This window comes from Thalassospira sp. CH_XMU1458, from assembly GCF_037027205.1.
Taxonomy (GTDB): Bacteria; Pseudomonadota; Alphaproteobacteria; order Rhodospirillales; family Thalassospiraceae; genus Thalassospira; species Thalassospira tepidiphila.
The window spans coordinates 256,989-278,259 of the sequence record NZ_JAYMDW010000003.1 but is presented as its reverse complement, the minus strand read 5'-3'; the positions used below and the strand labels follow the sequence as shown (position 1 = coordinate 278,259).

20 protein-coding genes and 1 tRNA gene are annotated in these 21,271 nt (G+C 53.2%); 8 read left to right on the top strand and 13 right to left on the bottom strand.

Going from position 1 to position 21,271, the window contains the following annotated elements; genetic code table 11:
* Window positions 1-8: 8 nt before the first annotated feature.
* A tRNA-Leu gene (locus WBY09_RS15325) sits at window positions 9-94 on the bottom strand.
* A 215-nt stretch (window positions 95-309) separates the two neighbouring features.
* Here WBY09_RS15325 and WBY09_RS15320 point away from each other — a divergent pair.
* The 4 genes from WBY09_RS15320 (at window position 310) to WBY09_RS15305 (ending at window position 4,900) form a co-directional block, all read left to right on the top strand.
* On the top strand, window positions 310-897 hold the full coding sequence (locus tag WBY09_RS15320; protein ID WP_008889914.1) for a YqaA family protein: 588 nt from the start codon (window positions 310-312) through the stop codon (window positions 895-897).
* A gap of 43 nt (window positions 898-940) precedes the next feature.
* A complete protein-coding gene (locus tag WBY09_RS15315) occupies window positions 941-1,447 on the top strand; it encodes a disulfide bond formation protein B (protein ID WP_197146660.1) in 507 nt (168 codons plus the stop codon).
* Window positions 1,448-1,680: 233 nt separating this feature from the next.
* A complete protein-coding gene (locus WBY09_RS15310; protein WP_197147638.1) occupies window positions 1,681-2,568 on the top strand; it encodes a helix-turn-helix transcriptional regulator in 888 nt (295 codons plus the stop codon).
* Window positions 2,569-2,716: 148 nt separating this feature from the next.
* A complete protein-coding gene (locus tag WBY09_RS15305) occupies window positions 2,717-4,900 on the top strand; it encodes a TonB-dependent siderophore receptor (RefSeq protein WP_197146659.1) in 2,184 nt (727 codons plus the stop codon).
* A 92-nt stretch (window positions 4,901-4,992) separates the two neighbouring features.
* On the opposite strand, the gene WBY09_RS15300 is transcribed toward WBY09_RS15305, so the two are convergent.
* Window positions 4,993-5,559, bottom strand: coding sequence for an HNH endonuclease (locus WBY09_RS15300; protein WP_008889910.1), 567 nt, complete (start codon window positions 5,557-5,559; stop codon window positions 4,993-4,995).
* Between the two features lie 391 nt (window positions 5,560-5,950).
* The gene (gene rpmB / locus WBY09_RS15295) at window positions 5,951-6,244 is read right to left on the bottom strand and encodes a 50S ribosomal protein L28 (protein WP_008889909.1); all 294 of its coding nucleotides are present in this window, start codon (window positions 6,242-6,244) and stop codon (window positions 5,951-5,953) included.
* A gap of 448 nt (window positions 6,245-6,692) precedes the next feature.
* On the opposite strand from rpmB, the gene WBY09_RS15290 reads away from it, so the two are divergent.
* Entirely contained in the window at window positions 6,693-6,881 is a 189-nt protein-coding gene (locus WBY09_RS15290) for a hypothetical protein (protein WP_008889908.1), read from the top strand.
* Window positions 6,882-6,970: 89 nt separating this feature from the next.
* Here the strand turns inward: WBY09_RS15290 and WBY09_RS15285 are convergent, their stop codons facing one another.
* The 7 genes from WBY09_RS15285 to WBY09_RS15255 form a co-directional block, all read right to left on the bottom strand.
* On the bottom strand, window positions 6,971-9,037 hold the full coding sequence (locus WBY09_RS15285; protein ID WP_336233178.1) for a putative bifunctional diguanylate cyclase/phosphodiesterase: 2,067 nt from the start codon (window positions 9,035-9,037) through the stop codon (window positions 6,971-6,973).
* A gap of 313 nt (window positions 9,038-9,350) precedes the next feature.
* A complete protein-coding gene (locus tag WBY09_RS15280) occupies window positions 9,351-10,049 on the bottom strand; it encodes a hypothetical protein (RefSeq protein ID WP_336233177.1) in 699 nt (232 codons plus the stop codon).
* Entirely contained in the window at window positions 10,046-11,206 is a 1,161-nt protein-coding gene (locus WBY09_RS15275) for an AAA family ATPase (RefSeq protein ID WP_336233176.1), read from the bottom strand. The genes WBY09_RS15280 and WBY09_RS15275 overlap by 4 nt, the downstream gene beginning before the upstream one ends.
* Before the next feature lie 58 nt (window positions 11,207-11,264).
* On the bottom strand, window positions 11,265-12,107 hold the full coding sequence (gene gluQRS, locus WBY09_RS15270) for a tRNA glutamyl-Q(34) synthetase GluQRS (RefSeq protein ID WP_336233175.1): 843 nt from the start codon (window positions 12,105-12,107) through the stop codon (window positions 11,265-11,267).
* Between the two features lie 19 nt (window positions 12,108-12,126).
* Window positions 12,127-14,052 carry a cobaltochelatase subunit CobT gene (cobT, locus tag WBY09_RS15265; RefSeq protein WP_336233174.1) on the bottom strand — a complete coding sequence of 642 codons (1,926 nt, stop codon included), beginning with the start codon at window positions 14,050-14,052 and terminating at the stop codon, window positions 12,127-12,129.
* A gap of 51 nt (window positions 14,053-14,103) precedes the next feature.
* On the bottom strand, window positions 14,104-15,111 hold the full coding sequence (cobS, locus tag WBY09_RS15260; RefSeq protein WP_008889904.1) for a cobaltochelatase subunit CobS: 1,008 nt from the start codon (window positions 15,109-15,111) through the stop codon (window positions 14,104-14,106).
* 212 nt (window positions 15,112-15,323) lie between these two features.
* The gene (locus tag WBY09_RS15255) at window positions 15,324-15,974 is read right to left on the bottom strand and encodes a DnaJ domain-containing protein (RefSeq protein ID WP_336233173.1); all 651 of its coding nucleotides are present in this window, start codon (window positions 15,972-15,974) and stop codon (window positions 15,324-15,326) included.
* A 160-nt stretch (window positions 15,975-16,134) separates the two neighbouring features.
* Here WBY09_RS15255 and WBY09_RS15250 point away from each other — a divergent pair, with 160 nt between their 5' ends.
* The 3 genes from WBY09_RS15250 to WBY09_RS15240 all read left to right on the top strand — a co-directional run bounded on the left by WBY09_RS15250 (window position 16,135) and on the right by WBY09_RS15240 (window position 18,436).
* A complete protein-coding gene (locus WBY09_RS15250) occupies window positions 16,135-16,431 on the top strand; it encodes a BolA family protein (RefSeq protein ID WP_120225676.1) in 297 nt (98 codons plus the stop codon).
* Window positions 16,432-16,571: 140 nt separating this feature from the next.
* On the top strand, window positions 16,572-17,825 hold the full coding sequence (locus WBY09_RS15245) for a PQQ-dependent sugar dehydrogenase (protein WP_336233172.1): 1,254 nt from the start codon (window positions 16,572-16,574) through the stop codon (window positions 17,823-17,825).
* A complete protein-coding gene (locus WBY09_RS15240; protein WP_336233171.1) occupies window positions 17,825-18,436 on the top strand; it encodes a c-type cytochrome in 612 nt (203 codons plus the stop codon). The genes WBY09_RS15245 and WBY09_RS15240 overlap by 1 nt, the downstream gene beginning before the upstream one ends.
* Window positions 18,437-18,462: 26 nt before the next feature.
* On the opposite strand, the gene WBY09_RS15235 is transcribed toward WBY09_RS15240, so the two are convergent.
* The 3 genes from WBY09_RS15235 to WBY09_RS15225 all read right to left on the bottom strand — a co-directional run bounded on the left by WBY09_RS15235 (window position 18,463) and on the right by WBY09_RS15225 (window position 21,143).
* Window positions 18,463-19,743, bottom strand: coding sequence for a transporter substrate-binding domain-containing protein (locus tag WBY09_RS15235; RefSeq protein WP_336233170.1), 1,281 nt, complete (start codon window positions 19,741-19,743; stop codon window positions 18,463-18,465).
* Window positions 19,744-19,910: 167 nt separating this feature from the next.
* Window positions 19,911-20,480, bottom strand: coding sequence for a DUF2889 domain-containing protein (locus tag WBY09_RS15230; RefSeq protein ID WP_336233169.1), 570 nt, complete (start codon window positions 20,478-20,480; stop codon window positions 19,911-19,913).
* A gap of 213 nt (window positions 20,481-20,693) precedes the next feature.
* Window positions 20,694-21,143, bottom strand: a complete 450-nt coding sequence (locus WBY09_RS15225) for a CBS domain-containing protein (protein ID WP_008889897.1) — start codon at window positions 21,141-21,143, stop codon at window positions 20,694-20,696.
* Between the last annotated feature and the right edge of the window lie 128 nt (window positions 21,144-21,271).

Sequence of the window (21,271 nt, the reverse complement as noted above, 5' to 3'; positions counted from 1 at the left end):
AAAAGCGATGGTGCCCCCGGGGAGAATCGAACTCCCACTCACTAAGTGAAACAGATTTTGAGTCTGCCGCGTCTACCAATTCCGCCACAGGGGCAGGCAATTCGGGTGCGTGTGCGCACCCTCCATCAACGGGCGGGATAATAGCCGTAAATTTCGCCGGGTCAATGGGGCTTTGTGCAAAAATACGTCTGCGTAGATACGGATAAACTGCGCCATTGCGATTGCCGGCAAAATGCGGTTTGATCTGGCCTGTTTTCAAGGCCAAGCGCCGCTCCCAAATCGCAGACAACATGACAAGGCGCTATTGCCGTGATCCGCAGCCTCTATGACTGGACCATGAACCTTGCCGGCCACCGCCATGCCGGCTGGGCCCTGTTTTTCATTGCAGCGATTGAAAGCTCTGTCTTTCCGATCCCGCCTGACATTTTGCTGATCCCGATGATCATTGCCGCCCCGACGCGCGCCTGGCGCTATGCGCTGATTTGCCTCGTCGGGTCTGTCCTTGGCGGGCTTGTCGGATACGGTATCGGTTTCTTCCTGTTTGAAACGGTCGGACAGCCCGTGCTTGAGCTTTATGGCTATGCCGACAAGTTTGATCAGTTCCGCGACTATTATAATGAATGGGGTGCCTGGGCGGTGTTCATTGCCGGTGTAACGCCATTCCCCTACAAGGTAATCACCATCCTGTCGGGTGTGACCGCACTTGACCCGGTTGTCTTTACGCTGGCATCGATCCTGGCGCGCGGATTGCGGTTCTTTGTCATTGCTGCCCTGATCTGGAAATTCGGCCCTGTCATCCGCGACTTCATCGAACGTCGACTGGGCCTCGTTTTCACCATATTTATCGTGGTTCTTGTCGGCGGGTTTGCCGCGATAAAGCTGATCCCGCATGGTTGACCCGACGCCAAATTCTGATGCACGCCAATAAACGGACCAACTGATGTTCAATTTGCTGCGCCCACGCTTCATCCCGGCCTTTCCACCCCTTGCCCTGCTGCTGGTTTCAGCGGGCAGCATTGGCTTTGCCTTTTACGCGCAATATGTCCAGAAGCTGCTTCCCTGTGTGCTGTGTCTTTATCAACGTGTGCCATTTTATATGGTTGCCGGTCTTTCGATCGTCGCGCTGTTGCTGATCCGCTTTCCTGCCGCCGCACGAGCGGTGGTTTATCTGTGTGCTGCGACCTTTGCCGTCGGAACGGCGATTGCATTTTACCACGTTGGTGTTCAGGAATTGTGGTGGGAAGGGCCCGCCATGTGTGGGGGCGTGCAAAGCGGCGCCGCATCCGTGGCAGACCTCAAAGCGCAGCTTATGGCACAACCGATCATTCGCTGTGACAAGATCGACTGGACCCTGTTTGGCATCACCATGCCGACGGTCAACGTGTTCTTCTCGTCAGCACTCACTGTTTTCTGCCTGATCGCATCGTCGCGCTGGATGAAGAAATAACCGCGAACACCTTCGACGCTGCTGAAGCCAAGCCTCACAAAACCCGTCTGACACGTCAGGCGGGTTTTTGCATTTCCAAAGGCCGCCTTTTGCGCGAACAATTGCTCAGAAATCTGACAATTCTTCGCCTGATAATGAGAATTGTTATTGTTTGCAGAAAATTCCCGGTTATATTGAGACCCATTCGCACCATAAGTTCCGACTGCACAAAGGACCCCATTGTCGTGAGCGCCATGGCATTCCATCCGCATATGACCAGCCACATCGAAGGTATTTCCCTTCTTGATGACCTGCGGTTCCGTCGCTGGAACACCGCCATTTCCGATTTATGGCATGTGGAATGTGAAGCGGAGGCCGGGGGAACCTATGTTTCGCAAGCCCCGCGTCTGGTAGCGATCATTGATTGCGTGGGCGATGGGCGTATCAACGTCCGTTCCTCAGATGACGCGGCAGATCAGCAACGTCGCGGCAAAGGATGCCTGTCCTATATCCCGGCCGGGATGGAGGTCTCATCCGAGGTCTTCGGCGCGTGTCGTCTGCGCCATCTTGATATCCATCTTGATGTCGACGCGCTTGAAAACAGCATGGGCGCCCCACTTGACCTCGCGACCCTAGAAACACCCCGCATCGGTTTTTGTGATCCGCGCATCAATACGTTGGTTCGGTTGCTGGCCGACGACCTGCAAAGCGAACACCAAAGCCCGCAGATCTATGGCGAAGGTTTGATCAGCGCGTTGACCGCGGCCCTGCTGCAACCGCGCGCGGCAAGTGAACCGCAACGCAAACGCGGCAAACTGGCACCGTACCATTTGCGCAAGTCGGTCGATTATATCGAACAGAATTGCGGACGCACCATCCGCCTTGATGAACTGGCACAGTTGACCGGGCTCTCGCAATCCTATTTCTGCTCGGCCTTCCGCGAAAGTACCGGCATGCCGCCGCAACAGTGGCAGATGAAAGCCCGGGTGGAGCGCGCCAAAACCCTGCTTAAAGATGCCGAGACACCGCTAGCGTCGGTCGCCCTTCGGGTCGGCTTTGCCGATCAGGCGCATTTGACCCGCGTGTTCCGCAAAATCGTTGGCACCACGCCGGGTGCATGGCGCAAGGAACAGATCGCGTAACTTAAGCCAAATTCCGTTCAATACGCCGAAATCCGGTTCAATATCCCATCCCCCAACGCGTGATATCGAAAAGGCCATCATCACAGATGACCCGCCGGTTCCCGCCCGACAGGTCGTCGTCAAAGACAACCGATACAGGGAATCCCAAATGCGTTTTACAGGACAGAAATTGTCTTCAACCCTTTTGCTGGGTACGGCACTTGCATTGGTTTTTGCCGCACCCGATTTTGCGCTTGCGCAGTCTTCAGATGACGCGACAGAACGTGACGGCGAAAGCACTACCCTTAAACCTCTGATCATTGAGTCCGAAGCAGAGCCTGCACATGCTCCTGTAAACGGATATGTTGCTACACACAGTGCAACCGGCTCAAAAACCGGCACCGCCATTGAGGAAATCCCGCAATCCGTATCCGTTATCGGCCGCAAAGAGATGGACAGCCGCGGTGTCGACAAAGTCGATGAAGCATTGCGATATACCGCTGGCGTATTCACCCAGCCTTATGGCTCCGACACGGATACCAACTGGTTCTTCATTCGTGGCTTTGAAGCAACCCAGAGCGGAGCTTATCTTGATGGCTTGCAAAACTACGCCTATGGCTTTGGCGCATTCTTGGTCAATGATTACACTCTTGAAAGGGTAGAGGTCCTTCGCGGTGCCGCCTCTGTCCTGTATGGCAGCACCAATCCCGGCGGCATGGTAAACTATGTCAGCAAACGCCCGACCGATGTGCCACTGCGCCGTCTTGAGTTTTCCGTCACCGAGACGGGGAAATATGGCACAGGCATCGATTTCAGCGACAAGCTTAGTGACGTTGCAGCATACCGCCTGACCGGTAACTTTACCAATGGCGACGAACAGGCCGACGACAATGAAGGATTCCAGGGGACGGTTGCACCAAGCTTAGCCTGGACGCCGAACGAAGACACCAGCCTGACCCTGCTTAGCAGCTTTACCTTCGTGGACGGCAAGCATAATGGTGGCCTTGGTTTCCTGCCCTATTTCGGCACTGCCAAAGATGCGCCTTATGGCAAGATTGATCCGGAAACCAACTTCTCTGAACCCGACCTTGATAAAAACCTGCGCCGTCAGGTTATGGTCGGTTACGAACTTGAACACGATCTCAATGACGACCTAACCTTCCGCCAGAATGCGCGGATCGGACATGCGGACATTCATGAGATTTACTACTACCCAAGTGGCTATGCCACCGGTGGAACATCACCAACAACCACCAATTACGACCTTGATCGCTGGGGGTTCGAACACCGCACCCAGATCACATCCATCGGTCTTGATAACCAGCTCGAACAGCGCTTTGAGACCGGTGCACTTGATCACACATTGCTTGGTGGCATCGACCTAAAGCGGTTTGATATGTCGCGCAAAGAATATTCCGGCGCAGGTACCGATATTGATCCGCTGAATCCCGTACATGGCACCGCACAGGTCGCACGATCTGCCTATCTCGATCAGGACATTGTCATGAACCAGATCGGTGTATATGCTCAGGATCAAATCCGATTTGGTGACGGCTGGATCACGACGCTGAATGGTCGTTATGATTATGTCAAAACCGATGGCGACGATCCGATTTCCCGGTACAACAACTATAGCGAAACCACAGGTGAGTGGAGCGGTCGCGCTGGCTTGGCATATACCTTCGACAATGGTCTGACCCCGTATGTAAGCGCTGCAACGTTCTTTAACCCGGTTCTCGGTTCAAGCTCCCAAGGGGTGTATGAACCGGAAACCGGCAGCCAGTATGAAGCAGGCCTGAAATACGTCCCCAATAGCTTCGATGGCCTTTTCACGGTTGCTGTATTTGACCTGACCCGTCAGAACGTGATTACCGGCACCTTCCAGAACGAGCGTCAGCTTGGTGAAGTTAACTCACAGGGTATCGAGTTTGAGGCCAAGGCGAACATCACTGAGAACCTGCTGCTCAGTGCTAGCGCAACTGCCTACGACCTTGAAGTTACCAAGGACGAAGACGCAAGTGTGATTGGTAAGCAACCGGTCACCGTCCCGACCGAGATGGCGACCCTTGGTCTCGATTACACCATCCGTCAGGGCACGCTCAGCGGCCTTCGCCTAGGTGGTGGTGTACGTTATCAAGGCGCATCCTATGCGGACGAGGCCAACCAGTACGAAGTACCGGCAGCAACATTGTTTGACGCTGGCCTTGGCTACGGCGTTGAGAACCAGTGGAACCTCAGCCTCAATGTCAGCAACCTGTTTGACAAGGAATATGTCGCAGGTTGCAGTTCAGCCACGGCCTGCGGCTATGGCGAAGGACGTACGGCACTTCTAAAGCTTACCCTCGATCTGTAAGTTTTCTTGAACCAGCGAATACAAAAAAACCGACGGTCCTGCCGTCGGCTTTTTCGTTGCCAAGCTGAACTTTGTAAAAGTTTTGGTGTCGACTAGAAGTCGTATTCCAGTTCGGTATCCCAGTATAAAAAATCCCGCCAACTTTCGTGAAGATAGTTTGGCGGGAAACGGCGTCCTGTGGTCTGGAGTTCGTGCATCGAGGGCTGTCCCGGCGTCCTGCGTAGTCGCAGGCCAGCCTCGCGCACCGATCGACTGCCTTTAAACAGGTTGCAGTCAGAACAGGCCGTGACGATGTTTTCCCAATTGGTTCGCCCTCCGCGCGCACGCGGGATGACATGATCAAAGGTCAGTTCATTTGTCGGCAGGCGGTCGCCGCAATACTGACAGGAAAATTCATCGCGCAGGAAGACGTTAAACCGGGTAAAGGCCGGGCTGCTTTTAAGCGGGACATATTCCTTGAGCGAGATGACGCTGGGCAGGCGCATTTTAAAGGAAGGAGAGCGTACTTCGCGATCGTATTCGGAAAGAACATCGACGCGTTCAAGAAAGACTGCCTTGAGCGTATCCTGCCATGACCAAAGAGATAGCGGGAAGTAGCTCAACGGCCGAAAATCGGCGTTAAGAACAAGTGCCGGACACGCATTGGGCGATAAATGCATACCATCCGCTCCACCGTGTTTACCGAGTCGCTTGCCTTATTTAGCAGGTCCGGGAATCGCTGTTGATGAACATATCATGACGTTTCACCAAACCGGGCGACACGGCGACGTAAACCACTGATAGAGCAAAGTATAGAGCAAATTTCCAAAAGCGCAAAGCTCGTGTTCTGCCGAGTCGCGTTTATTGAGACTGCACCCTTGCGTAGCCCAAGAAACCCTTGGATAACTGCCAGTGCGGCACGGCACAAAAAAAGCCGCCCGACGATGTCTGGCAGCCTGTCTGGTGCACCTGAACCGATGCATCGGATGGCCAAGCCCAGAGCCGAAAAAAACGAAAGGCCCGCTAAAAAGCGAGCCTTCGTAAATTCTGTCTGTAAAGCAGAAGCCTTAATTAGGCAGCTTTTGCTTCAACAGCTTTGGCGACCTGGCGTTTGATTTTCACCAAATCTGCCGGCAGCTTTGCATTTGCAGTGCTGAGCAGATACGCATCCAGACCACCACGTTTTTCGATGGTGCGGACAGCATTGGTGGTCAGACGCAGACGCACCGAACGACCGAGCGACTCACTAAGCAGCGAGGTCGGCTGCAGGTTCGGGAGGAAACGACGTTTGGTACGATTGTGGGCGTGGCTCACATTCATGCCGACCAAAACGCCTTTGCCGGATACCGGGCAGCGACGTGCCATGACCTGATCTCCTGGTCTATAAATTCGCAAAAGGACGCTTGGCCTGAACATGCAGGCCCGCGCTTGGAAGCGGGTTATTACCGCCTCTAACCCATGCCGTCAAGCCTTCATCAACCGAAAACCGCGACAAAAACGCTTATCAGAGCTGTTTTGTCGATAATCCTTGGTTTGTGCCGGTATTTGCCCAACTCAACCGCACGGAATCTGATGTTTTCCAAACCGGGGCGACAATAACAAAGACCCCATTTACAGGCAATTGCGCCATTCTGACACAGGGCGAACAATCGATTCTCTGTGTTTATATAATAAGAGTACCCTGCTTGATGCCTGCAAAGACCTTGGGATTCAATCTGTCGCGTTTATTGATACGGATCAAAACGCCTACGCGCACAGCATGGTAGGTTCAACACCATGAGTTAAGAAATCCGTTTCGGGAGCATGACGGGACATGAAATCAGATAGCAAAGTTTCTCTGCCGCTTTTGGGCATTCTGCTGGTCGCTGTAATTGGCTTGGCACTTTACCTTGCCGGTTATGTTCTTGCCGCGTTCGGCGTTCCGATCGCGTCCTTCTGGATTTATGTCGCGCTGGCGCTTGTGCCGGTCAGCTTCCTTGTTCTGATTGATTTTAGCCGCTGATTCTGTCCCCCAGCAGAACAGGACTGTGAACGGCCTGCACCGCTTGCGGCAGGCCGTTTTTTTTTTGCGCCAGTTCCAAAGAAACACCCTCAGGCCAGCAAATCTGGATCAGTTTGCCAGTGAATGTCGCGACACGGGAGTTGCCCCGGACGGGCAAAGAAGTATCCCTGATAGGCATCTACCCCCATCGCGCGGAGTTCCGCACGCTGTTGCGGCGTCTCGATCCCCTCGGCAATGACCTTAAGACCAAAGCGATGAGCGATCAGAATTGCCGCCTCGATCACCACGCGGGCATTTTCATCCATCGACAAGACAAAGGACTTGTCGATCTTGACCGCATCCACATGAATTTCATGCAGGCGCGACAGGGATGAATAACCGGTCCCGAAATCATCAATATGAATGCCGACTTCCATCGCGTGCAGATGATCAAGCACAGCGGAAATCTGCGACGTCTGGCGTTTTTCAAAGATCGATTCCGTGACTTCCAAAACCAACCGATTGGATGCAAGACCGGTTTCCGCAAGGATGCGCGAAACCATATCCGGAAAATTCGGCATCACGATCTGACGGATCGAAACGTTGATGGCAATTTTCGTGGTGACCGGAATCTCGGTATTGTCATGCAGGGTCTGGCAGGCGCGCCGCATGCACCATTCCCCGATATCAACGATGAGCGCACTTTCCTCGGCAATTGGAATGAATTCATCGGGCGGCACAGCACCAAGGACCGCGCTGTCCCAGCGCAAAAGGGCCTCGTAGGCGATGATGTCGCCACGGGTTGCATCAATGACCGGCTGGTACTCGATATAAAACTCATCGGCACTCAGCGCCCGGCGCAGCGCCTGTGTCACACTCAGGCGACGTTCCTGTTCCGTCAGCAGCATCTTGTCGTAGTTATGCACGCTGCCCCGACCGGATCGCTTGACCTCGGCCGCGGCCAGATCCGCCCAGTGGATCAGTTCCGATATCGACGGATTACGTCCGGACGAAAAGGCAACGCCGGTACTGAACCCGACATGCAATGTATGACCGACAATATTGATCGGCTGATTAACCGCACGCTGAGCCAGGTCAACCGTGGTTTCGACCAGTGGGTGAAGCTCTTCATGCGGGGCGGCCAGAACAATCAGAAATTCATCCCCGCCCCAACGGCCCAAAGCATGGCGGTCATCAACACATTCCCTAAGCCGCATGCTGACAGCACGCAGAACTTCATCGCCAATCGCGTGACTGAGGCCATCATTTATCTGTTTGAACCGGTCCAGATCGATAAACAGCACGGCGTAATCCAGAAGCGCGTCCGATCTCTTTTTATGTTCGAACCACGCGACAATCCCGTCACGGTTAAGAATACCGGTCAGGGCATCGTGTTCGACCAGATTGCGCAGCTCCTCCGTGCGCTGTTCGACCCGCGCTTCAAGGGTGGCATTCCAGTTTTCGGTAATCCGGTTTTTCTGCCTAAGGTCTTCGACCAGCCCCTGATTTTGATGTTTGAGGACAAAAGATCTGAAAAGAACCGCGTGATTGTTGCGATGTGTAACCAGCATCACCAGCAGGAACACCAGCGCCAAGGCGGACAGGATATAGTTCGCATCCCCCATCACCGACAGGATCACGGCTGGCGGCAATAGCAGCGCACACAGATAAAAGCGCCCGACGAGGAATACAGGAGCAAGAATACCCGTGGCACCCCCAGCCATACCGGCAATGATGATCATAGTCAGAAACTGGCTTTCGCCCTGAACCGCGGGAATTTCAATCGCACCAACCATGGACCACAGCAGTCCGGTGACAATCACCCCGAGCTGATAGCGAAAGCGCCATTTTCGAAGCAGATCAGAGGAGAGCTCCGTCCTGTTTTCACGCGTCAGGTGATAGAGATACCCACCCCAAAGCCGAATGCTGCAAATCAAGGTGACGGCCAGAAGCCAGATAACGGTTTCGGCGCGCAAATCGCCGCGCAGCCAGAACATCGCAACCATGCTGGTGCCAGCGGCCAGATTGACCAGAATGTTAGCCCAGTTATTGCGATAGGCCAGATCAAGAAGGTCTCGCTGAACCTTTCCGTTCAACTCTTCCCCGGCACTTATTTCTATGCCCGGGTCGAGAACGCGTTTACCGATCCTCCTGACCAAGCCAGCGTTTTTTTCCATCTGGTCTTGCGCCTCTGACATCGTCGTATGATCAAAGATCATCCTATACGGAGGTACTAACCCACGACAATGGGAATATGACGAAACCGCTATATTGCCATGAGGCTAGTCAGGCACAGGCGCTCAATCAGAACTGATCAGCAAATTTTATTACGTCAGACGGGAGAAGCAATACCGCATTCTTATCTGGACAATAGTAATTTAAAATATACAGCTGCAGCGATAAAAACATCGCATCAAGAACGTTAATTGTTATTAGAAAATCTAAATAATTCTATGCAGAAATATCATCGCAACCAAAATACATTTAAACCTATCTATCAATGGCTTCACAAATATTCTTTAGAAAACTAGTCAAACTTGGCATGGCTATTTTCCGATAGTCGATCTTCCTATTTTCTATTTGATTTATCACTTCTCCTAGGTCGAATTCCCCTCCAAGAAGCTCTTCCAACTCCTTCTTTAAAGACTTTGGCGACTTATCGTTTCCCGACCGATTCTCCAAATTTCCGCAATGTTGATAAGGTTGATCTTTCAAAGCACAAATCAGCCAAGCCTCTGATTTTGGCTTTGGAACCATAGCAACTCCACGACGTAAACCTTCGGCCCGAAATCCATTCTCTATTGAACTCACTTTGTCGCTCCAGAGCCCTCGCCCACTCGAGGCGGTGCCGTCTGCATCTCTGAATAGAACTGCCACAGCATCTTCGGCGGCTTTATCTAAAGCAATTTTGGCAAGCGCCCTAGCATTTCGAAAAAAATATGCTGTTTCCTTTTTAGATTTATCACCTGGGAGGGTTACACCTTTTTTCCCAGAACTGATTTCTTTTGAAGCATCAGCTAAGACCGATTCACTAATAATAACCATCGTCGTAGCTTCAATTGGCGAATAATCCAGTTTATCTTGAACAACTTGATCAATGAAGTGCGCCATTGGCCCAGGTTTTAGTGTGTGATCGTGACTCGACGATCCAATATCACTAGGGCCCTCACCTGAAACGACGAATATCATCCTTGTTCGTCCTTATCCGACTCGAACAACTCTAAGTTTAAAGCTCTGAGGTCGGTGTCTGCGAACACCTCACCGGGCCCCATAACACGAAGCTTTTGAATCATTGAAGGAATACCGAATAGCGGGACAGACTTCACAGCACCATCTTTCCGTCGATATAAATACTGTACGGAAACCTTTGCACTTTCATCAGGTAGGTAATTCAATATAATGGGGCTATGTGTAGTTGACAAAACTTGGTGCTTGCTGTTCAAAATAATTTTGATTAGGTCCCCAACTAACTCGGGATTTATTCCATTCTCAATTTCATCCAAAACAATTAGGTTGTTATCCTCACCAATCAACAAAGCTAGTATTGCTAAGATACGAAGAGTCCCGTCATTGATATGCTGTTGTGCTGTTTCGAGTTTTGATTTCTGATAGAGCTCTGTAAGCCAGATCTCTTTCCAGCCAGACCTCAATGACTTGGTCTTAAAGGTAATGTTTGAATAAAACTTTTTAGTCAAATCATGCAGTTTTTCCCTATCACTTTCAGACATTTCATGAATCAATGCCGAAAGTCTCTCTCCGCCCAACCCAATCGTTCCTGAAGATTCCCTACTCTTCTTCCTCAAAGATTGAGGGGACAGGGAATCTAAGACTTGCATGTTTCTTAAAAACTGTTTCGTGGCGAAAATTCCGGGCCAATTTTCCAAAATGGAATCTTTCAATTGGAAAACATAAGATCCTTCGTATTCTGTTTTTATCTTCTCGGCATGGTTAGTTTCATATGAGTTATAAAAAATACCGTCTGAAACTCGCGCAACGGTTTTGCCGTTAACTTCAAATGACTCCTGAGTACAACGCATTTTAGCTCGATTGAACGAGGCCTTCCAAATCACCTCTCCAAAGCCTTCCCCAACACCAAGTTCAAATCTGATTTCAAACTCAATATTCAGCTTTCTTTTCAACTTAGAGTTGAGATCCACCGGGGACCAATCGCGATCATCCAACCATTGATGGCACTTGCCTTTAGATACGCTCGAAACAAAATCGATAAACTGTAGAACGCTTGACTTTCCAGCGCCATTTAGCCCTACCAAAAATGTGGTTTTTTCGAACCTCAGCTCAAAATCCACTAAAGCTTTGAAGTTATCGACGTAAATACTATTCAGCATGCATCTATCCATACTTGCGACAATCGCACTTTCCCAGAAGTAGAGAGGAAACGAATGTTTAGCTAAAATCCAGTAAATTATCGCATAAACAAGGGACAGTTAAACCGCAGGCGCGCATTGAGCGCAATGTTTTGGATTTGTCACGCTTGGCAAAGCGTTTGCCATCCGGCCCGGTCAGAAGCCCGTGATGGTGATATTCCGGCACGTCATAGCCCAGTAGTTCCTGCAACAACCGATGCAGGTGGCTGGCAAAAAACAGATCCTCGCCGCGGGTGACGAGGGTTATGCCCTGCAAATCATCATCATGGGTGACCGAGATATGATAGCTGGTCGGGGTATCCTTGCGCGCCAGAACCACATCGCCAAAGATTTCCGGGGTGGCGATCTGTTTGCCTGCTGCGCGATCAAACCATATCAGTTCGCGGCCGACCTGTTTGATCGCCGCAGCCATATCAAGACGAAGTGCATAGCTTTCACCGGCCGCAATGCGATCTTGGCGTTCGGTCGGCGAACACTGCCGACAGGTCCCGGGATAAAGCGCGCCATCCGGGCCGTGCGGTGCGTTTCCGATGCGGGCGATTTCTGCCTGAATGTCCTTGCGGGTGCAAAAGCACGGATAAAGCAATTCCATATCCGACAAGCGATTTAGCACCGTTTGATAGTCAGCAAAGTGATCGGACTGCACCCGAACCGGTTTTTCCCATTCAAGGCCAAGCCAGGCGAGGTCTTCATAGATCGCATCCAGATATTCCGGACGACACCGGGTCTGGTCGATATCTTCGATCCGCAAAAGAAAACGGCCATCCGGCCCGGCCTGTTTTGCAGAAAACAAGGCCGAGGCCGCATGGCCGAGATGAAGATATCCGGTCGGGCTTGGTGCAAAGCGGGTGATCGTGGTCATCCTTTACGCACCCCTGCCCTTACCAGCGGTCGCGATCGCCTGTGGCGTGATCGCGGGCCTGCGCGTTATCGGCGGGCACATGGCGCATCGGGCGTTTGGGCTGGCGCGCGCCCTGCTCGTCAAACAGATCGGACAATTCGCGCAGCATGGTGCCACCGAGTTCTTCCGGATCGTTGATTGTCACCGCACGGCGATAATAACGCGTGACGTCATGACCAATCCCGATCGCCAGAAGTTCCACCGGTGATCTGGTTTCGATCCATTCGATCACTTCGCGCAGATGACGTTCCAGATAGTTTCCGGAATTGACCGAAAGGGTCGAGTCATCAACCGGTGCACCATCGGAAATCACCATCATGATCCGGCGTTGTTCGGTGCGGCCAAGAAGACGTTCATGAGCCCAAAGCAGTGCTTCGCCGTCGATGTTTTCCTTAAGCAGCCCTTCGCGCAGCATCAGACCAAGGTTCTTGCGTGCCCGACGCCATGGCGTATCGGCAGCCTTGTAGATGATATGACGCAGATCGTTCAGACGACCGGGTTTTGGCGGTTTTCCGGCCTCGACCCAGCTTTCGCGCGACTGGCCACCTTTCCACTGACGGGTGGTGAAACCAAGGATTTCGACCTTAACGCCACAACGTTCCAGTGTGCGGGCCAGAATATCAGCCGACAGGGCGGCAATCGTGATCGGACGACCGCGCATGGAACCGGAATTATCGATCAGAAGCGTCACAACCGTATCGCGGAAGTCGGTATCCTGTTCCTGCTTGAACGACAGCGACGTCGACGGGGTCGAGACGATGCGGGCCAGCTTGGCGGCATCAAGAATGCCTTCCTCAAGGTCGAAGTCCCAGCCACGGTTCTGCTGCGCCATCAGGCGGCGTTGCAGACGGTTGGCAAGCTTGGAAACCACGTTCTGAAGGTTGGCCAGCTGCTTATCAAGCATGGCGCGCAGACGCGACAGTTCGAGGTTTTCACACAGATCATCTGCGGTGACCACCTCGTCAAATTCGCGGGTAAACGGCTCATAGCCACGTTCAACCGGCTCGTTACGGCCATCAAATTCCGGCTGCTCGCCCGGTCCGGCAGGCTTTTCTTCCTGCGACATGGCTTCAAGCTGCTGATCATCGATGTCGCCTTCACCGGCTTCTGCTTCTTCGGAACCGGCATCCTGTTTGTCATCACCAGTATCAGGATCTGAATCGTCATTCTGGCCCTGCTGGCCGCCCTGACTTTCCATATCTTCCTGATCGGGATCGTTTTCACCGTCTTTTTGCTCGTCATCCTCGCCTTCCTGTTCGGGCGGGGCATCGTCGAGGTCGTCTTCAAGCGACAGGCGATCGAGCAATTTACGCATGCCACGTGCAAAGGCATCCTGGTCATCGAGCAGATCGCGCAGGTTGCTCAGGTCTGAGCCGGCATTTTCTTCGATATGTGAACGCCACAGGTCAATCAGCGGACCAGCGGATTCAGGGGCCTTTTCACCGGTAAAGACTTCGCGCGCCAGCATCCCGATCGCATCGGCAAACGGGGCATCGTCGCGTGATGTCACACGGTGATAGTTCTTGGCATGGCAATCCTGTTCGGCATGTTCGCGAAGGTTTTTGCGCACACCGGGGAAATACCGCGATCCCACTGCTTCAACACGAGCGGTTTCAAGCGCATCGTAAACAGCCTGAGCCTCGGCGGTTTCAGGCATGCGTTTGGCGTGCAGGGTGGCATCATGGTGACGCATCTTAAGCGCCCATCCATCGGCAACACCGCGCAGATCTGCGACTTCATCCTTGGGCATGGACTGTTTGGGCATCGGCAAACGCACATGTTCACCATAGCCGCCCGGACGCCCGCCTTTGACAAAGCCGACTTCCAGATCATTGCGCCCGGCAAGCGCACGAAACGTCGCTGCCGTGCCGCGCAAGAAGCCGGAAAGAGCCTCATCATTCTTCATCGCACTACTCGCTTGTGGAACCAGTTCGCCAATCTGCTTGAGAGTCACGCCTTAGCGGACCATCACATTAATGGCTTCCTCAGGCAGTTCTTCACCAAAGCAACGCTGGTAATATTCCGCCAAAATCGGACGTTCGACTTCATCGCAACGGTTAAGGAACGTTACGCGGAAGGCATAGGAAACATCCCCGAAGATTTTGGCGTTTTCGGCAAGCGTGATCACGGTACGCGGACTCATGACGGTTGAGATATCACCGGCCACAAAGCCCTGACGCGTCAGGTTGGCAAGGGCAACCATTGCCTCGATCTTCTGGCGGCCTTCGGCAGTATCAAACGCCGGAACCTTGGCGGTGACGATGTTGGTTTCGTCTTCGACCGACAGATAGTTCAGCGTCGCAATGATCGACCAACGGTCCATCTGGGCCTGGTTAATCTGCTGAGTACCGTGGTAAAGGCCCGTGGTATCGCCAAGACCGACCGTGTTCGATGTCGCAAACAGGCGGAAATGCGAATGCGGGTGGATGACCTTGTTCTGATCAAGAAGGGTCAGCTTGCCATCGACTTCAAGCACACGCTGGATCACGAACATCACATCCGGGCGACCGGCATCATATTCATCAAACACCATCGCGACAGGGCGTTTGAGCGCCCAGGGCAAAATGCCTTCGCGGAATTCGGTGATCTGTTTGCCATCACGCAGAACAATCGCGTCCTTACCGATCAGATCGATACGGCTGATGTGGCTATCAAGGTTCACACGCACGCACGGCCAGTTCAGGCGCGCTGCCACCTGTTCGATATGGGTCGATTTACCGGTGCCGTGATAACCTTGGATCATCACGCGGCGGTTATGGGCAAAGCCCGCCAGGATCGCCATCGTGGTGTCGCGATCAAAACGGTAGGTCGGATCAATCGCCGGCACATGTTCGCTGCCCTGACTGAATGCCGGGACTTCCATATCGATATCGATCCCGAACGTTTCACGGACGGAAATGGTGATGTCGGGTGTATCAAGCGGATGTTCTGCCGCTGCACCGCTCGCTTCGTAACCTTGGCTCATAAGTACTCGCGCGTTTTTCGGACCGGCGCTGGTGACGCGGTCGTTTCGTTAAACTTGCTCATTAATAGCGGTTATGACGCATCACACAAAGGGAAGATGCGCAAAAAATATCTATTATCGCAAAAGGTTTGGTCGATAAGACCTTCCAGATACGCAAACTGCAACCAGATAGACCGGTTTTGATCAAATTTCGCAGAAAATTAGCCAGAAAGCTAAAGTGTCACGCGCGCTTCAAGATCACGGATATAGCGTGTGAGTGACGTATAGGCCGCACTGATCCGCTTGAAATGTTCCTCGGCCGCCTTGTCGCCGCCATTGGCATCAGGGTGGTACTTTTTGGAAAGTGCCTTGTATTTCGTCTTGAGTTCATCGCGGGTGAACGGCCATCCCAGATCGAGGGTCGCCATGGCCTCTTGCTGTTCGGTCGGCATGCCCATCGCGCCAGCGCGACGCTGGGCTTCTTCGCTTTTGCGTTTGCGTTCGGCATTGGCCCTGGCTTCGGCGCCGGGGCCATGATGGGTCTGGTCGCCGTCTTCGTTAAAGAAGCCGAACCCGTCCTTGAATTTGAAATTGAACGGTTTTTTTGATCCGCGGATATGACCGAACTGCCATGTCGGACGTTGCCAATGGGTATCGCGACGCATGTCGTTTTCGATATCCTCGGCCTTCATGCCGGCATAATAGTTCCAAGACTTGTTGTATTCGCGGACATGTTCCAGACAGAACTTGTAATAGTCGCGCAACTTGCGATCCTTGGGCGCACGGAATTCCCCATGCCCGTCACATTCCGGCCAGTCACATTCCGGCAGAACGGGTTCTTCATGGTAGAGCGTCTTGCGCTTGTTGCGGTGTCCTCTGTTCATTTGCGTCTATATGTTCTGAAAATTCGATGCGCGCAATATCATACGGGCGCTTTAAATGCGATAAAAGGCTTGAAAAACGGTCGCCGCATGACAGAACGTGACGTAAAGAAACGTTTTTGCAGCAATCTGCAAACATCACCAGAAAACAGAGGCCCTTACCATGCAGGTCGCCAACCAGATCCGTGACATCCTGACCGAACAATTCAGCCCGGTCGAACTACAGATCAATGATGATTCGTCCAAACATGCCGGTCACGCCGGTGCTGACCCGCGTGGCGAGTCCCATTTTTCCGTTCTTGTGGTTTCCGAAAAATTCGAAGGCGAGAACCGGGTCAATCGTCAACGCCTTGTATATGGCGCGCTTGATGCGTTACTGAAGGATCGCGTGCACGCACTGGCACTCAAAACCATGACACCAGCGGAATACGAAACCGCCCTGGCCAACAAAAACAATTAAGAATAATTCCACATAGTGAAATCAACCTAGACGTTCATCCCGATTAGGCGCAATGCTTATACACAAGCCGTGCGGATGGTGAAATTCGCGCGGCACGGATGCCGGTCAATGGCATCCGCTACAATCGGGAGGACTACGTAATGACGAAACGCCTTCTAATGGCGAGCATTGCGCTTGCCATGTCCGGAACCGCCTATGCGCAAGCACCTGCGCCGGACAATCTTGAAAAACTCTCCAACTTCCAATCAACCGGAACGACAGAATTCACGGTCATCGAACAGGGTGGTGATTACGCCGAAGGGATCAAAAAGACCCTTGAGCGCATCAAGCTTCCTGATGGTTTCAAGATCGGTCTTTATGCCATTGTCCCCGATGCCCGCCATATTGCCGTCGGGCCACAGGGGGTTGTGACCTTTGTCGGCACGCGCAAGGACAAGGTGTGGTCAGTCACAGACCGCAACAAGGACCGTGTCGCCGACGAGGTCAAGGACTTCGCCCCGTCGCTTCGATTTAGCATCCCGAACGGTCCGTGTTTCTCGTCTGACGGGTTCCTGTATATCGCCGAACAGAACCGTGTTCTGGTGTTCCCGGCGGCCGAGTTCTTCTATGAAAGCCCGGACGTTGCCGCGTTCAACGTGGTTAAACAGGGTGACCTGATCCCACCCGCCGAGGAAAGCTATAACCACACCGCGCGCGTTTGCAAAATCGGCCCGGATGGAAAGCTTTATATCTCGCTTGGTCAGCCGTTTAACGTGGCACCGGAAGACAAGCTGGATCTTTATCGCGAGTGGGGAATTGGTGGCATCATCCGCATCAATACCGATGGCACCGGTCGCGAAGTCTACACATACGGGGTGCGCAACTCCGTTGGGCATGACTTCCATCCGGTCACCGGTGAACTGTGGTGGACCGATAACCAGGTTGATGGCATGGGCGATGATATCCCGCCCGGCGAGATCAACCATCAAACCGCCGCAGGCCAACATTTCGGCCATCCTTGGTATGGCGGCGGTGATGTCCGCACCAATGAATATGCCGGTCAGGAAGTGCCGTATGATGTGGTCATGCCTGCGGTTGAAACCGTGGCGCATGCCGCCGACCTTGGCATGAGCTTCTATACCGGCAACATGTTCCCGGCCAAATACAAGAACGCGATATTTTCGGCCCAGCATGGGTCGTGGAACCGCACAACCCCGGTGGGCGCGCGGGTGATGGTCACCTTCATTGACGAAGAAGGAAACGCCACCATCGAACCGTTTGCCGAAGGCTGGATTGACGAGAACGAAGAATATCTTGGACGTCCGGTTGATGTTGCCCAATTGCGTGATGGCTCGATCCTTGTTTCCGATGATCTGGCCGGTGCGCTGTATCGCATCTGGTATGAGGGCAATTGATGCGCAGATTTATGATCGCACTCCTCGGCGGGCTTTTGTCCGCCGGGGGCGTATCCAATGCGGCGGCCCAAGATAAGTCCACGCCTGATGCGGACGCCCTTCAGGATGGCCGCAAGGTTGCCGGAATGTGCCGTACCTGTCACGGGCTTGATGGTCTGGCACGCATTCCGATTGCGCCGCATATCGGGGGCGAGCCGGTCGATTATCTGATCGCCCAGCTAAACGCCTTCAAGACCGGTGAACGTGAACATGAAATGATGACCGTGGTCGCAAGCGGACTGTCTGATGATCAGATCAGCAAGGTTGCGCTTTGGTTCAGCCATTTCGAGGTATCAGGCACCCTGCCCGCCGACACATCCGAAGATGATGCACCCGAACTTTGCGTTGGCTGTCACAGTGCGAATGGCATTTCAACACTGGAAGACGCCCCCAATCTGGCGGGCGAGACCAATATTTATATCGAAACGCAACTCAAGGCGTTTCGCACCGGCAAGCGGGTTCATGACGTGATGACACCGATTGCCAAGGACCTGACGGATGCGGAGATGCAGGCCGCGGCGGACTGGTACAGCAATATCGCGATTGAAATTTCCGAGCCGTCCGGCAAGTAATCCGGACGATTTACCGTTACGTGATCTCAGCTTTCCGGACGCAGTGCTGCGGAAACGTTTAGGCCCACCGTCAGGGCGGCAAGTGTCTGACCACTATCCGGGTCAATGATCGGCACCGTGATTTGCGACAGGAACGCACGGGTTGAGGCGTCATACCAAATATCGGTGATCAGTGCCTTTTCACGATTAAGGCTATCGATCATCTGAAACTGGGCTTCGTCACTCTGATCAAAATCCGATGTCAGGCGGCTCATGCCGATGATCTGACCATGGGTGTCAAACACGAATGCCTCTGCCACTTGTTCGCCAATACTGGCCTGAAACGTGCGAAGGTATTTTGACAAATCATTGCCAAGGATTTCCGTCGCGATTGCACTGGCGGCACCTTCGCGCGCCAGCGTGATCCATTCTTGATCGGTCAGGCGTTTTTGATCAGCACTCTGTATCTCTGTCCCATCCAACTGGTTAAAAACATGGCCCAAAAGTTCCGGCGAACTTGCAAACTGGCGAATACCGGGCAGTTGAACATTCTGGATTGCTTCGCGTTCCCAGGCTTCCAAATGCATCGGGCGAGTTTCACAAAATTCCAAAACGGCATTGAGGTCATCAAGCAGCCGCGGGAAAGTCGCAACGTAATGTTTGGAAAAATACACAACCAGCGGAACATAGCGTTCGAACTGCATCCGGAACTTATCGGCTGTCAGTTGCAGTTCCTTGCGGGCGAATTCAAAACTGTGCTTATCCACAAGGGCATATTCGACCCGACCTGCTGCGACTTGCCCGACCAGTGACGCGATGGAAGGTACCCGCATCACATCGGTGTAACCCTGTTCAAGCAGCCACTCGGCCTCGTTCGATCCCAGTATCGCCCCGACTGTAGAAAAATCACCGGGCTTGGGCCGCCGACTAACACGGGGATCGTCCGATTTGATCGCGGGCGACACCCAAACCCATTTTTCAAGCGCCAACGGATTTGACGCCACGGCGTATTCGTCCATCGTGTCGCTGATGCGGGCCAAAAAGAACCCGTCGGCCTTGCCGGTGCGCACCATTTCGCGGTTGCGTTGGCGGGGTGCAATCGCCAGCCCATAGCCAATATCAAGCCGATCAAACACACAATTCAGGATCGAAACCGAATATCCGCTGAGTATGCCGTTCTGAAGTTCCTGATAGGGGGGGTGCAGGTTGGTCTGCAAGATCAGGAAGCCATCCTGTTCATCAAGATTGGCTTGTCCGGCTTCTGCCTGTGGCGATGCAAGATCATGTGCCTTCGCCAAGGATGCTGTCAGAAGCAGTATCGCCGTCACGCAACAACAGAACACCGTCATTTCAAACGGGTGCAAGAAGCCTTTGCAATCTTTCTCGTTATTGGCGTTTCCACACCGGCGCAACATGAACACACGCCACCTGACAATTACACGTTACGGACCATTTGGATATTGGACCGCGCAGATGCACTTGCAAGACGCCCCGGTTAATCGTCACCGGTATAGAGTTCTGGAGATATCCGTTTGACGGCGGGACCGTCACTGCGCCAGCCATGGCAGGTATTGATCAAGGGATTGCGTCGTGGCGGCTTGTCATCATTTTCATCGCGTGCCTGCAAGGATTCCTTGGCAAGGATCGGGAAAACTGTCTGAAACGCCGTGGTCGCAACCGGGCCCATCAATTCATTCAGATGCGTACAGCCATGAACGCCCCCTACCCGGTCGCGGATCTGTTTGCGCAGGCCCGGGCCAAGCTTCAAACCGACCAGCTTTTCGTAATTCGGGGCAATCGCATCGCAGGCAGAAAACGGGGCAAAGTCGGTTACGGCCTCGACCTCGCGGATAACAAGATCATCGCCAATGGTAACGCGTATCCACATCCCGTGGACCGGCTCGCCGGCAGGGATTTCACCACGATCATGATTGGAAAAACCATAGGTTTTGACATCGGTGATGTGGCCTTCGATATCCCAAAGGCCGTCTTTGCGCCGGAACCCCTGACAGGTCACCGTGCGGATATGGATGTGTTCGCGTTCTGCGGGGCGGGACAGTGGCATCGGAATTTCTCCTTTACGTAAACGTAAAGACGTTCACCTGCATGCTGTCAAGTCGCAAACGCATTTTCCGTCATTCCCGCCGCCCAAACCTGGCGGCGAAAGACAATCACCGGAATTTCGGGAAATTCATCGGAATTCTTCACGGCACACAGGCCTGACGGGGAATTCCCCGTCAGACCGATACCATATGCTGCTTCCAGAAAACCGGTGGCTTCAGGCCACGCCGTAGTCCGAGCCGAAGATGAACTTTTCGCGTTCCCGCACATCTTCTTCGAGTTGGCGTTTGACCACATTAAACAGGTCACGGATCGACACCATGCCAACAACCTTGTCGCCATCGACAACCGGCAGGTGGCGGTATCGCCGTGCACTCATCAGATCAAGCGCACTCATGGCGGAATCGTTCGGGCCAAGCGTATCAGGATCAGCGGTCATGACTTTGGAAAGCGGCACAGATGCCGCATCCAGCCCCTTTGCCACCACGCGGTTGACAAGGTCACGCTCGGTAAAAATTCCAGCCAGTCTGGCGTTGTTATCAACGATGATGACCGCGCCAATCTTACGCTCGGCCATCATGGTGACGGCGTCCATCACGGAATCGGCGGGGTTGAGTGTCGCGATGGATTGTTCCTGGACCACACCCGGTACAATTTTAGTATCCATGCATCTCTCTCTGCAGGTTGCTGTTGCCACATGCCCAAACCCGATCAGATCATCTGGTTTCACACTGCCTGACGTCACATAGAAATGACGTCACTGGATGACACAGTGTGACGGGCCCTTATTTGCAA